The organism is Verrucosispora sp. FIM060022 (assembly GCF_003977705.1).
Taxonomy (GTDB): Bacteria; Actinomycetota; Actinomycetes; order Mycobacteriales; family Micromonosporaceae; genus Micromonospora; species Micromonospora gifhornensis.
Genome location: NZ_RQIV01000002.1, coordinates 571,168 through 584,061 on the forward strand (window position 1 = coordinate 571,168; position 12,894 = coordinate 584,061).

At 71.6% G+C, this 12,894-nt stretch carries 13 protein-coding genes; 5 read left to right on the forward strand and 8 right to left on the reverse strand.

Annotation, left to right across the window (positions count from 1 at the left end; genetic code table 11):
• Positions 1-29: 29 nt before the first annotated feature.
• The 3 genes from EG812_RS09230 to EG812_RS09240 form a co-directional block, all read right to left on the reverse strand.
• Entirely contained in the window at positions 30-1,034 is a 1,005-nt protein-coding gene (locus EG812_RS09230; protein WP_013736153.1) for an inorganic phosphate transporter, read from the reverse strand.
• Positions 1,035-1,044: 10 nt separating this feature from the next.
• Entirely contained in the window at positions 1,045-1,671 is a 627-nt protein-coding gene (locus EG812_RS09235; RefSeq protein WP_013736154.1) for a DUF47 domain-containing protein, read from the reverse strand.
• Positions 1,672-2,026: 355 nt separating this feature from the next.
• Positions 2,027-2,533 carry a DUF402 domain-containing protein gene (locus tag EG812_RS09240; protein ID WP_013736155.1) on the reverse strand — a complete coding sequence of 169 codons (507 nt, stop codon included), beginning with the start codon at positions 2,531-2,533 and terminating at the stop codon, positions 2,027-2,029.
• A 136-nt stretch (positions 2,534-2,669) separates the two neighbouring features.
• Between EG812_RS09240 and EG812_RS09245 the strand changes: the two genes are divergently transcribed.
• Entirely contained in the window at positions 2,670-4,814 is a 2,145-nt protein-coding gene (locus EG812_RS09245; protein WP_043725882.1) for an ATP-dependent DNA helicase, read from the forward strand.
• A gap of 13 nt (positions 4,815-4,827) precedes the next feature.
• Here EG812_RS09245 and EG812_RS09250 read toward each other — a convergent pair whose 3' ends face one another.
• A complete protein-coding gene (locus EG812_RS09250; RefSeq protein WP_353505299.1) occupies positions 4,828-6,135 on the reverse strand; it encodes an AI-2E family transporter in 1,308 nt (435 codons plus the stop codon).
• Positions 6,136-6,295: 160 nt separating this feature from the next.
• On the opposite strand from EG812_RS09250, the gene EG812_RS09255 reads away from it, so the two are divergent.
• The gene (locus EG812_RS09255; protein ID WP_013736158.1) at positions 6,296-6,634 is read left to right on the forward strand and encodes a GroES family chaperonin; all 339 of its coding nucleotides are present in this window, start codon (positions 6,296-6,298) and stop codon (positions 6,632-6,634) included.
• A gap of 90 nt (positions 6,635-6,724) precedes the next feature.
• Positions 6,725-6,892 (forward strand): hypothetical protein, encoded by a 168-nt coding sequence (locus EG812_RS29270; protein ID WP_013736159.1) that lies wholly within the window; start codon positions 6,725-6,727, stop codon positions 6,890-6,892.
• A gap of 37 nt (positions 6,893-6,929) precedes the next feature.
• Here EG812_RS29270 and EG812_RS09260 read toward each other — a convergent pair whose 3' ends face one another.
• Positions 6,930-8,423 carry a PrsW family intramembrane metalloprotease gene (locus EG812_RS09260; RefSeq protein WP_126711462.1) on the reverse strand — a complete coding sequence of 498 codons (1,494 nt, stop codon included), beginning with the start codon at positions 8,421-8,423 and terminating at the stop codon, positions 6,930-6,932.
• An 89-nt stretch (positions 8,424-8,512) separates the two neighbouring features.
• Positions 8,513-9,775 carry an FUSC family protein gene (locus tag EG812_RS09265; RefSeq protein WP_126711326.1) on the reverse strand — a complete coding sequence of 421 codons (1,263 nt, stop codon included), beginning with the start codon at positions 9,773-9,775 and terminating at the stop codon, positions 8,513-8,515.
• 98 nt (positions 9,776-9,873) lie between these two features.
• Here EG812_RS09265 and EG812_RS09270 point away from each other — a divergent pair, with 98 nt between their 5' ends.
• On the forward strand, positions 9,874-10,536 hold the full coding sequence (locus tag EG812_RS09270) for an HD domain-containing protein (RefSeq protein ID WP_126711327.1): 663 nt from the start codon (positions 9,874-9,876) through the stop codon (positions 10,534-10,536).
• On the opposite strand, the gene EG812_RS09275 is transcribed toward EG812_RS09270, so the two are convergent.
• On the reverse strand, positions 10,523-10,813 hold the full coding sequence (locus EG812_RS09275) for a DUF4031 domain-containing protein (RefSeq protein WP_126711328.1): 291 nt from the start codon (positions 10,811-10,813) through the stop codon (positions 10,523-10,525). The genes EG812_RS09270 and EG812_RS09275 overlap by 14 nt on opposite strands.
• A 69-nt stretch (positions 10,814-10,882) precedes the next feature.
• On the opposite strand from EG812_RS09275, the gene EG812_RS09280 reads away from it, so the two are divergent.
• Positions 10,883-12,283, forward strand: coding sequence for an FAD-binding oxidoreductase (locus EG812_RS09280; protein WP_013736164.1), 1,401 nt, complete (start codon positions 10,883-10,885; stop codon positions 12,281-12,283).
• A 33-nt stretch (positions 12,284-12,316) separates the two neighbouring features.
• Here the strand turns inward: EG812_RS09280 and EG812_RS09285 are convergent, their stop codons facing one another.
• Positions 12,317-12,826, reverse strand: a complete 510-nt coding sequence (locus EG812_RS09285) for a hypothetical protein (RefSeq protein ID WP_013736165.1) — start codon at positions 12,824-12,826, stop codon at positions 12,317-12,319.
• Positions 12,827-12,894: the final 68 nt, after the last annotated feature.

Genomic DNA, 12,894 nt, shown 5'->3' on the forward strand with positions numbered 1-12,894 from the left:
GGCGTTAACAGGGGGCCCTTCCTTACCGCTCAGCTGAACAGGGGGCGGACCAGGAAGTACATCAGGGCACCGATCGAGCCGGCGGCCGGGAAGGTCAGGATCCAGGCGCCGACGATGTTGCCGGCCACGCCCCACCGGACGGCGGAGAGCCGCTTGGTGGCACCCACACCCATGATCGCCGAGGTGATCGTGTGGGTGGTCGAGATGGGGGCACCGAGCACGAGGGCGTTGAAGTAGAGAACGCCGCTGGCCACTGTCTCGGCGGCGAAGCCCTCCGGCGGACGCAGGTCGATGATCTTGCGACCGAGGGTGCGGATGATCCGCCAACCACCGGCGTACGTACCGGCGGCCAGCACGGCGGCCGAGGTCCAGAACGCCCACTCCGGGATGTGGGTCGGGTCGCTCTGGTAGCCGCCGACGAAGAGGGCCAGCACCACGATGCCGATGGTCTTGGCCGCGTCCTGCATGCCGTGACCGACCGACATGGCCGCCGCGGAGGCGGTCTGGGCCCACCGGAAACCGCGGTTCAGCTTGCCCGGGTGCCCGTTGCGGAACAGCCACTGCACACCGATCATCACGATGTAGCCGAGGATGAAACCGACCATCGGCGACAGGATCATCGGGATGATCACGCTCTCGCCGATGCCCTTCCAGAGCACCGTGCCGGACGCCGCGACGGTCGAGCCGACCAGACCACCGATCAGGGCGTGCGAGGACGACGAGGGCAGCCCGAAGTACCAGGTGATGAGATTCCAGACGATCGCGCCGATCACACCGGCGAAGACGATGCCGAGGCTGGACACCCCGGTCGGCAACTCGACCAGGCCGCTGCCGACGGTCTTGGCCACCTCGGCGCCGAAGTGGGCGCCGATGAAGTTGCCGATCGCCGCCATGCCCAGGGCCACCCGTGGCGTCAGGGCCCGGGTGGAGATGCTTGTCGCGATGGCGTTGGCAGCGTCGTGGAAGCCGTTGGTGTAGTCGAACACCAGGGCTACCCCGATCACCGCCAGCACCGCGATGAGCTCGGGAGTCACAGTCACCGGATCAGGACTCCTTGACCGCGATGGTCTCGACGGTGTTGGCCACGTGCTCGAAGGAGTCGCAGGCGGCCTCCAGCTCGTCCGCGACCTCCTTCATCTTCAGCACGGTCAACGCGTCGTACTCGCCGGAGAAGAGGCGCACCAGCAGCATCCGGTACGCCTGGTCGCCGTCGTTCTCCAGCCGGTTGATCTCGATCCAGTAATCCTCAAGATCCTTCATCGACTTCAGTCGGGGCATCGCCTCGGCGGTCAGCTTCGCCTGCTGGTCAAGCACGTGCACCAACTCGTGCATCTCCCGCGGCAGCGACGGCAGCTTGGTCAGCCCGTAGAGGTAGAGCAGGTTGCCCACCGCCTCCAGGTGGTCCATCACGTCGTCGAGCAGCGAGCCGAGTCGGTATATGTCCTCCCGGTCGAACGGGGTGACGAAGGTCGAGTTGATCTTCTTGTACAGCTCGTGTGTGATCTTGTCGCTGTCGTGCTCGACCTCGGTGAGCCGCTCGCTGACCGACTGCACCTCGACGTCGGGCAGGGCGAGTTCGTTGAGCAGCTCGGTACCCCGGACCAGGTTCTGCGCGGCCCTGGTGAAGAGCTCGTAGAAGGCGCCCTCGTTGGGGCGGAAGGAAAACTTCACAGCACGGACCTCGTCGTGTCGGCGGAAGGGGTGTCAGCGCGCTGTCCGGCGCTCTGCTGAGGGAATGCTAGGGAACGGTTCGACCGGCGATTCGGCGGCCCACCCCTGGCCAGGTGTCATTCACCGGTCGTTCAACTTCCGTTCACCTTCACCGCTTTCCACCGCGCCCGACAACGCGCCTTCGCACGCCCACACGACGTCGAAGCCGGGCGGTGGATCCCCCGAGAGCAGGGTGTCGAACGTCTCACGCCGTCGTGCTCCATCGCTGCATCATCACCCGTCGCCGGCGCGTCCGCTCGGCGTCCGGGTAGATGCGCGGCGGGTCGGCCCCGGCCTGACCAGGACCTTCGCCAGGTCAGACCACCAGGGCGAGCCACTTACGGTACGAGGTGGCGAACGGCTCCGTGCCATCGCCCAGCGCGGTGAGCAGCCAGCGGGACGCCGCCTCCGCCTCGACCACCAGATCGTCCGGGTAGCCGAACCGGGCCCGGTGCTCGGCGAACTCGTCCTCGTCGCGCAACTCGACCAGGCCGGTTTCCCGGCGGCGGACCACGTCCAGGTCCAGGTCGACCAGGTGTACGGTCTCCTCGCCCTCCCAGCGCGCCGGGGTGGCGATGTCGCAGTAGACCTCGCTGGTCCGCGGCGGCGGGTTGAACATGCCCGTCCACCAGGCCTGGTGTGGCACCAGCAGGACGAAGGGGATCTGCTCCACCGAGGGGCGACCGTGATATACCGAGCTGGTGCCGGCCGGCACACCGAGCCAGATGCCGAGGTCGTCCTCTGCCAGCCGGCGAGCCGGATAGTCCCGGTGGGCGCTGCCGTCGTACTTGCGGTAGATCACTCGGACCACGTCGCTCGGCATGAGTCGCACCCTAACCGATTACGCCCACGCCGCGCCGTCGGGAAGTTACCGGACGCAAGGGCGGTATCCGCTGCGTGAACCGCAACACGGTCCGATCGGTACCGCCCGCGTCGGTCCCGGCGGGTACCGTGCCACGGTGACCCCGCCCCGCACCGCCACCGGCTCCGCCTCGACCCGCAGCAGGGCCCGTCGGTCCGGTGATCGCCCGGGTGGGGCCGAGTTGTTGGCCGCCGCGGTCGGTGCGGTGCCCGGTGGCAGCGCTCGTCCGGGTCAGCAGCAGATGGCCACGGCGATCGAGGAGTGCGTGGCCTCCGGTGAGCACCTGCTGGTGCAGGCCGGCACCGGCACCGGCAAGTCGCTTGCCTATCTCGCTCCCGCGCTCACCGTCGACGGCCCGGTGGTGATCTCCACCGCCACCCTGGCGTTGCAGTCCCAGCTGGTCGAGCACGATCTGCCCCGGCTCGCCGACGCGGTCGAGCCGCTGCTGGGACGACGCCCGACGTACGCCGTGCTCAAGGGCCGTCACCACTACCTCTGCCTGGCCCGCCTGGACAACTCGACCGAGGACGAGCCGGCGGACACCCTCTTCGACGCTCCGGCCGAGCGGCCCGGTGGCGGCGCCCGCTGGCTCGGTGAGGCGGGCCGCCTCGGCAAGCAGATCCAACGCCTGCGGGACTGGGCGTTGGAGACCGACACCGGCGACCGGGACGAACTCGACCCGGGCGTCGACGACCAGGCCTGGCGGCTGGCCTCGATGCCGGCCCGCGAGTGCGTCGGCGCGGCCCGCTGCCCGTACGGTGCGGAGTGCTTCGCGGAGGCATCCCGCGCCCGGGCCCGGGAGGCCGACATCGTGGTGACCAACCACAGTCTGCTCGCGGTCGACATGCTCGCCGGACGACACATCGTCCCGCCGCACCGGCTGCTGGTCGTCGACGAGGCGCACGAACTGGCCGATCGGGTCTCCTCGGCGGCGCAGGCGGAACTGACCCCGGATCTCATCGACCGCTCTGCCCGGCGGGCCCGCCCGTTGCTGCGTCCGGAGACGGCCGAGATGCTGACCGAGGCCGGTGACGCTCTCGCGATCGGGCTGGCCGAGGCCCCGGCCGGACGGATCACCAGCGGCCTCCCGGGCCCGTTGCGGGAGGCGTGCACGTTGCTGGACGCCGCGACCCGGGCCGCCCTGGACGCCATCGGCGACATCAAGGCCGACGACCCGGACCCGGTCCGCAAACAGCAGGCCAAAGCCGTCCTCGACGAGATGTCCACCACCGCCCAGCGGCTGCTGGAGGAGGCGGAGCACGACGTCGCCTGGGTGGAACGCAACGACAACACCGGCCGCCGGGCGCTGGTGGTGGCACCGCTGTCGGTCGCCGGTACGCTCGCCACCCACCTGTACGACGAGCGCACGGTGGTGGCCACCTCGGCGACGCTCGCACTGGGCGGGCGCTTCGACACAGTGGCCCGGGCGCTGGGCCTCGAAGCGCCACCGCCCGGCCCGCCGTCGCCGGCCGCCGAGGCGCTCGCCGCCTCGACCGTACGACCGGGCGGCACCGCACCGACCGCCGGCGGCAGCGCCAAGGACTCCCCCAACCAGTACGCCGACTCGGGGCCGGGCTGGCGTTCGCTGGACGTCGGCTCTCCGTTCGACTACCCCCGTCAGGGGATCCTCTACGTGGCCGCGCACCTGCCCCGCCCCAGCGTCTCCGGGCTGCCCGACGCCGCCGGGGAGGAGTTGCTCGAACTGGTCACCGCGCTGGGTGGTCGTACGCTCGGGTTGTTCTCCTCCCGGCGGGCCGCCACCCAGGCCGCGGAGCTGCTGCGGGCCCGCACCGACCTGCCCGTGCTGTTGCAGGGTGAGGAGGCCCTGCCGCTGCTGGTCCGCCGCTTCCGGGAGGAACGGTCGAGCTGCCTGTTCGGGGTGATGTCCCTGTGGCAGGGCGTGGACGTGCCAGGTGACTCGTGCCAGCTCGTCGTGATCGACCGGCTGCCGTTTCCCCGGCCCGACGAGCCGCTGGCCGCGGCCCGGGCGGCGGCGGTGGACGCGCAGGGTGGGTCCGGGTTCGCCGCGGTCAGCGTGCCAATCGCCGCGGTCCGGCTGGCGCAGGGCGTCGGGCGGCTGATTCGCGCCTCCGGCGACCGTGGCGTGGTGGCCGTGCTCGACTCGCGGCTGGAAACCGCCCGGGGCTACGGCCCGTTCCTGCGCCGGTCGCTGCCGCCGTTCTGGTACACCACCCGCCGGGAAGTGGTCCGGGGTGCGCTGACCCGGCTGGCCGACAGCTGACCGACCAGCGCGGTCAGGGTGCGCGGGAGGCGACGACGACCGCGTCGGGCGGGGTGTCGGGGACGGTACGGGCGGCGAGCCGACGTACCGCGGTGTTGAGTACCGCGATCAGCGGGACCGCGACCAGCGCTCCGGTGATCCCGGCGAGCACCACACCGGCGGCCAGCCCGATGATCACCGCGAGCGGGTGGATGGCCACCGCCCGGCCCATGATCAACGGCTGGAGGATGTGCCCCTCGATCTGCTGCACCCCGATCACCACACCGAGGATGATCAGCGCGGTGACCGGCCCGCTGTCGACGAGAGCGACGAGCACCGCCACGCCGCCGGAGAGCGTCGCGCCGATGATCGGGATGAACGCACCGAGGAACACCAGGGCGGCCAGCGGGAAGGCGAACGGGATGTCGAAGATGACCAGGAAGATGCCGATTCCCACGGCGTCGATGAAGGCGACAAGCACCGTCGCCCGGACGTAGGCGACCAGGGTGGCCCAGGAGGCGCGCCCCGCGTCGTCGACCTTCCAACGGGCGGCGACCGGCAGCAGCCGGACCACGAAGCGCCAGATCATGTTGCCGTCACGCAGGAAGAAGAACGCCGCGAACAGCACCAGGATCGTGCCGGTCAGCACCTCTGCCAGCGTCGTCGCGGTGGAGAGCGCGCCGCTGGTGAACTGCTCGGTGTTGTTGTTGACCCACTGTTGGGCCTCTTCGAGATAGCGGTCGAGGTCGTTGTCCGACAGGTGCAGCGGCCCGGTCTTCAACCAGTCCTGGATCTGTTGCAGGCCCTGGCTCGACTTCGCGGCCAACTCCGGCACACCCTTGATGAACTCGTTGACCACCAGGGTCAGCGTGCCGACCACCGCGGCGAGCCCGGCGACCAGCACCACCGCGGTCGCCAGCGACTTCGGCAGCCGGGCCCGCAGCAGCCAACCCACCGCCGGTGCCAGCAACGCCGAGAGCAGCATCGCCACCGCGAGCGGAATGATCACGATGCTGATGGTGCTGACCAGCTTCACCAGCGCCCAGAACACCACGCCGACGACGATCAGCCGCCACGACCAGGCGGCGGCGATGCGCAGCGCGTGCGGCACGTCCGCGTCGTCGCGACTGGAGGTGGAGTGGTGCAGGGCCGGGGACGGTGGCTCCGCGCCGACCACGGTGGCGGCCGGCGGTGCCACCGGCCCCGGTTCCGACGGCGAGGCCGCCCGGGCCGGCGTGGGCACATCGGGCGGCGTGCTGCGGGCGGCGCGGACCGTGTCCCGGCCCGACTCGTACGCGCGGCGCAACCGTCCACGTAACCGCTCGAATCGGCTCAAGCGCACCTCCCGGCAGGATTCGGCCCGTGCACGGCGCCAGGGCGGACAGGATACGCCCGGCGACTCGACAGTAGGTCAGGTTTCCACCACACATTGCCCCGCTGACGGTCCGGTGAATCGCAGACCACCGGCGGCTTGCCGGAAACGACACGGTAGCGTCTGCGACGTGACAGCCGACCACAACCTCGACTCCGGCCTCCCCATCCGGCTGCTGCATGACCGGGTCCTGGTGCGCATGGAGGGCAGCGAGGGGGAGCGCCGCTCCACCGCCGGCATCGTGATCCCGGCCACCGCAGCCGTGGGCAAGCGACTGGCCTGGGCCACCGCCGTGGGCGTGGGGCCCAACGTCCGCTCCATCGTCTCCGGCGACCGGGTGCTCTTCGACCCCGACGACCGTTCCGAGGTCGAGTTGCACGGGCGCGGCTACGTGTTGTTGCGCGAGCGCGACGTGCACGCGGTGGCCGCCGAACGAGTCGAGGAAGACGCCACCGGGCTCTACCTCTGAGCCTCCCCGGTACCGCACCGACACGGTCCGCGTCGTTTGCCACGCTCCCCGGCGGGAAGCCAGCCGCACCACCGGCCCTGGGGAGGGACGATGCCGGTATTCGTGAAGAAGGTGCTGGCCTGGGGAAGCCTCGCGTTCCTGATCTACTTCATGGCGTTCCGCCCCGAGGGCGCGGCGCAGATGTTCAAGGCGATCGGCGGCGCCCTGGTGATGATGGCCCAGGGGTTCGGGGACTTCCTCACCAGCCTGATGACCTGACCACGCGCCGAGTCGACCGGCAGCCTCGACGGACCGGTCAGCGGTGCGGTGGCCAGGGTGTCACCGGGCGCGGTCCGTACCAGCCCGGCGGAGGGTGGTGACCCGGGTAGGGCGCAGGCGGCGGGGGCGCGGCGAGCACCACCGGGATCGGGACCACCGGATCCTCCGGCGCGTCCACCGTACGCTTCGATCCGTCCGGAAAGCGCAGATGGTAACGGTGACCGTCCCAGACGCCGACAGGTGTCTGCGGGTCCCGTCCCACGAAGAACGACCGGTAGACGCTTATCGAGTCCAGCAGCTCCCGTTCCTCCCGCGCCGTCCGCTCCCGGTCGACGGGTCGACGGTCCAGTCCGCGCAGGGAGCCGTCGCGCAGCAGCGCCAACCGGGTCGCCGCGAACTGGTAGCCGCGCATGGCGCGCAGACCGGCGTCGCCGGCCACCCGCCGGGCCCAGGCCCGGGCCGCGTGCCGGCGACCGAGACTGCTCAGCGCCGCCACCTCCGGTGGCGTGAGCCAACCGGCGCGTACGTAGTCAGGCAGGATCCGCTCGGTGAGGCGACCCTCCCAGGCCCGTAGCCACACCGCCAGGCCGACCATGCCGAAGAAGATCGGCACCATCACGCCGACGAAGCCGAAGAGCGAGATCAGCACCTGGCCGGTGGCCTGGGTGAGCGTCGGGATCAGGTTCCACGCCCCGTGCAGCATCATCGCCAGCAGCAGACCGGCGATCGGTGCGAACACCCGGACCCGACGGTCCGCCGTCCGCGCGGCGATGCCGAGCCCGATACCGGTCATCGCGGTGAACAGGGGATGGGCGAACCCGAACAGCAGGATCCGGACGATGAAGATGGCGATCACCTGCTGCGCCCCGGTGGCCGGGCCGTACTGCTCCGCACCCGAGGCGTACCCGTGCCCACCGAGGTAGAGGATGTTCTCCACCATCGCGAAGCCGATCGCGGACAACCCGCAGTAGACCAGGCCGTCGGTGATGCCGGACCACTCCCGACGCCGGAACACCAGCAGCAGGATCGGGGCGATCGCCTTGGTCAGCTCCTCGATGAAGGGGGCGACCAGCACGGCAGTGAGCGCGACGGGCAGGCCCTGATCCTCGAACCACCCGGCGGCGGTCTCGTTGACCAGCAGGGATGCCGCGGTGGAGACGAAGGCACCCCAGCCGAAGCAGAAGATCAGGTATTTGAGCGGCTCCGGTTCGTACCGGTCCAGCCAGAGGAAGCAGGCCACCAGCACCGGAACCGGCAGGATCGCGGCGGCGGCACCGATCAGCAGCGCCTCCGTACCGAGGTTGGTGCCGAGCGTGAAGAGCATGAAGATCGCACAGGCCGCGATCAGCAGGATCGCCCCGCTCAGCACCAGGGCGCGGCGCCAACCCAGCCGACGACGGGGCACTCCAGGTGCCCCGTTCCCACCGGGCGGCGCGGCGGGCACGGGCGGCGACGGCGGCAGGGAACCGCCGGACGGGGTGTCGGCCATGCGGTCAGCGTAGTCATGTCCGGCTCGCCGGGCCGCAGACATCGGCGGCAACGCCGGCCACCTGCGTGCTCCGGGCTCGGGCGGGCGCGCTTCACACCGGGCGGGGGTGCTCCAGAGCCGGGCGGCCGTGCTCAGCCGACCGGCGGCGCGGTGGGCTGCTTCACTTCCGGTTCCGGGCCGGCCGGGGAACCGGGCCTGTCGGTCTCGCCGAAGGACTGCCGGACCATCCGGTTCGCCTCCTCCTGGCTGATCCCCGAGGCCACAATCAGGTCGCTGGCGGTGGTACGCACCTGGGCCACCACCACACTGCCGGAGAAGCCGACCCCCTCGGCGTACGCCCGGCCGGCATCGCTGACCGCGCAGAGCGAGCGTTCCCGGGCCCGCTCGGGCTCCTCACCCTGGGCGAACTCGCGCTTGAGCAGGCGGACCGCCTCGGCGAGATGGGCGACCGCGTCCGGCATCGGCTCCGGCACCGGTTCGGCGTCCTCGATCAGGGTGACCGCACGCCGGATCAGGGTGCCGCTGTTACGCATCGTCCGATCGATCGGGTCGGCCGCCTCGGCATAGTGGGTGAGTTCGCTGCGCCGGTGCCAGCGCGCCGGGGAGAGCAGGGCGGTCTCCTTGGCGCCCTCGATCGCCTCGGTGAGGGTGGCCAGTTCCGCCTTGTTGTCGCGCAGCCGGTCCAGCGCCGTCTGGACCTTGTCCCGGTCCCGGGCGCGCAGCCCGTCGGCGGCGGCGTCGAGCTGGTCGGCGAGCAGGTCCAGGGCGGGCCGGGCGGCCCGGTTGAGCACCCGCAACGGGTTGAGCGGCAGCAGGATCGCGGTGACCAGCAGCGCGATGCCACCGCCGACGAACGCGTCGACGAACCGGGGGATCTCCAGGGCTTCGACCGTCGGGCTGAGGGTCACGATCAGCACCGCCGTGGCCGCGGCCTGGATGACGATGGCGACGCTTCCTCCGGCGAAGATGGTCAGCAGGATGGCGACGGTGACGACCAGCGCGAGCTGCCACGGACCGGTGCCGAGAAAGTGGACGAGGATGTCGCCGACCGCCACCCCGACCGCCACTCCGATGATCAGCTCCACGGTCCGCCGGAATCGCTGCCCCACCGAGACGGCGAGGGTGCCCACTGCGGAGATCGGGGCGAAGACCGGCTGCGGGTTGCCCAGCAGTTCGTGCGCGGCCACCCAGCTCAGTCCGGCCGCAAGACCCGCCTGTACGGCCAGGGCGAGCGACATCCGGACCCGGTGCAGGCGGTCGTGCAGGGTCGCTTTGCCCCGTTGGCGCACCTGCGCTGCGGTTTCGGTGATCCGTGCCGTGCCCACGTCGGACAGGCTCTGGCGTATCCGGTCACGGCGCAGCACTCGAAAACGTCGCTTCCGGGCCTCCGCCATGGCCGCTACTACCCGCCGCGCGCCGGGACAATCCTCGCGCAGCGGTACCGATCGCACCGTCGGGCCGACGATGTCCCCCGATACGGCAGACTGGCCGGATGGCGGGACTGATCGAGCGGTGGCGTACTACCGTCCGGGCCGCCGGGGCGAGTGACCCTGCGGCGATCGAGGCGACCGGGAGCGAACTGCTCGAACGGTGGCGGGAGCCGCACCGGCACTACCACACGGTCGACCACCTGACCGCCGTACTCGACGTCGTCGACCGGTACGCCTCGGCCGGGCAGCGCCCGGACCTGGTCCGGCTCGCCGCCTGGTGCCATGACGCGGTGTACGACCCACGGGCGCCGGGCGACCGCAACGAACGCGACAGCGCCGCGCTCGCCGACACCCTGCTCACCCGCGCCGGGCTGCCCGGTCCCGAGGTGGCCGAGGTGCGCCGGCTGGTGCTGCTCACCGCCGGGCACCAGGTGGATCCGGCGGACGCCGACGGGGTGCTGCTCTGCGACGCCGACCTGGCCGTGCTGGCCGCAGCCGAGCCGGAGTACGACAGGTACGCGAGCGCGATCCGCCGCGAGTACGCCCACGTGCCGCCGGCCGCCTACCGGATCGGCCGCGCCCAGGTGCTCACCCACCTGCTCGCCCTGCCCGGCATCTTCCGCCTGCCGGAGCCGGCCACCCGCTGGGAGCCCCGAGCCCGGGCCAACCTCGCCCGCGAACTGGGCACCCTCCAGGCGGCGGATCAGGACGTCACGGCCGACTGACCGGCTGACTCGGCACCCGGTGCAGGTGTTTGGGGCGGCGGAGGTTCGCCGCGTACAGCAGGCGGACCAGGTCGCGGCTGGGCCGTACCTCGGCACCGAGCCAGACCGCCATGTCGAACCGGTCGGCGGGGATGTCGTAGTGGTCGCGGTCGAAGCCGCGCCGGGGTGCGCCCAGTGCCTCGGCGAAGACGTGCAGTTCGGCGAGGGAGACGTCGCTGATCAGGTGTGACCAGAGACGACCACGCGCCGGCCAGGCCGGCCGGTCCAGGTAGATCACGGCAGCCACGGTACCCGGGACCGGGCATCCGTTTGATGATCACCGGCGGCCGGCCGTAGCCTCGGCGACATGGCCGCCTCCCTCCTCCTCGACGACCTGCGCGCCGCCCTCGGGCCGGACGCGGTGCTCACCGATCCGGACCTGCTGCGCGGGTACGAGCGCGACGAGGCCGACCTGTGCGCTTCCGGCACGCCAGTGGTGGTAACCCGGCCGCGCAGCACCGAGGAGGTGGCCGCCGTGGTCCGCGCGGCCGGGCGGTACGGCGTACCCGTGGTGCCGCAGGGGGCGCGGACCGGGCTGGCTGGGGCGGCGAACGCGGTCGACGGCGCGGTGGTGCTCAGCACCACGGCGATGGACGCCATCCTGGAGATCGACCCGGTGAGCCGGATCGCCGTGGTGCAGCCCGGCGTGGTCAACGCGGCGCTCACCGCCGCGGTGGCCGAGCACGGGCTCTGGTATCCGCCGGATCCGGGCTCGTGGGAGTCGTCCACCATCGGCGGCAACGTCGCCACCAACGCGGGCGGGATGTGCTGCGTCAAGTACGGCGTGACCACCGAGTACGTGCTCGGGCTGGAGGTGGTGCTCGCCTCCGGCGAGGTGCTGCGCACCGGACGACGTACCGCCAAGGGGGTCGCCGGGTACGACCTGACCCGGCTCTTCGTGGGCTCGGAGGGCACCCTCGGGGTGATCACCGAGGTGACGGTGGCGCTGCGACCCGCCCCGGCGGCGTCGCTGACCCTGGTCGCCGTCTTCGGCTCGACCGGCGCGGCCGGCGAGGCGGTGGCCCGGATCGCCGCCCAGGGCCTCTCCCCCAGCCTGCTCGAACTGCTCGACCGCACCCATCTGGTGGCGATCGAGGCGTACCGGCCGATGGGGTTGCGGACCGACGCCGAGGCGCTGCTGCTGGCCGCCGCCGACACCGGCCCACGGGCCGCCGAGGACCTGGCCGAACTGGCCGCGGTCTGCACGGCGGCCGGCGCCGAGGAGGTGTACGCGGCCACCGACGCGGCGGAGGCCGCCGCCCTGTTGCAGGCCCGCCGGCTGGCCCATCCGGCGATGGAGAAGTACGCCGCCGACACGTACCCGGGCGGCAACGGCGGCTTGATCATCGACGACCTGGCCGTGCCCCGGGGCGCGTTGGCCGCCCTCCTCGACGGGGTGGCCAGGATCGCTGCGGAGTGTGCGGTGCCGATCGGTGTCGTCGGTCATGCCGGCGACGGCAACATGCACCCCAACATCGTGGTGGACCGCAACGACCCGGCCAGCCTGGAACGCGGCCGGCGGGCCTTCGACGAGATCATGCGCCTCGGTCTGGAGCTCGGCGGCACCTGCACCGGGGAGCACGGCGTCGGTCTGCTCAAGCGGGACTGGTTGGCCCGGGAGATCGGGCCGGTCGGCGTACGGGTGCACCAGGCGATCAAGAATGCGCTGGACCCGGCCGGGCTGCTCAACCCCGGCAAGGTGCTCTGAAGCGGTCGACCCGGGCCTGTAAGCCCGCTCCGCCTAGGACGAGGTGAGCTGCGCGGGAGTGTTCTGGGTGAGCAGCAGCAGAATCTCCTCCGCCACCGGCGGGCGCTCCTCACCCGGGCAGTCCTGCGAGGTGATCAGCCCGGCGGTGGTCAGCAGGCTGGAGGTCAGCGCACCGATGCAGGTGACCTTGTAGCCGCGCGCCTCGTCGGTCTCCATCACCAACGCCGGGTCGGCCAGCAGGAGCTGCAGCCGCTCCGAGTGCTCCTGACTCAACGCGCCCGTGGAGGTCACCCCGTCGCCCGCGCAGTCGACGCACTCCCAGCGCCCGTCCGGCTCCACGTTCAGGGTGCGCAGCGGGCCGTCCGTGCCCTCGTTCTGCAGCAGGCTGACCCGGTACTTGCCGCTGCTGCCGGCGGCGTTACCGGCCGCCGCCGGTTGGCCCGCCGGGTCGCGCTGGTCGCCGAACGGGGCGCACCCTGTGACAGCAACCGCCAGTAGGGCGGAAGCGCAGAGGTGAGCCAGCCGTGACCAGGAAAGCGCCATCACGCGCGGAACTTACCCCACCGTAGGTAGCGAGCGGAACCCGTCATGTGGACATCTACCGCGAACAA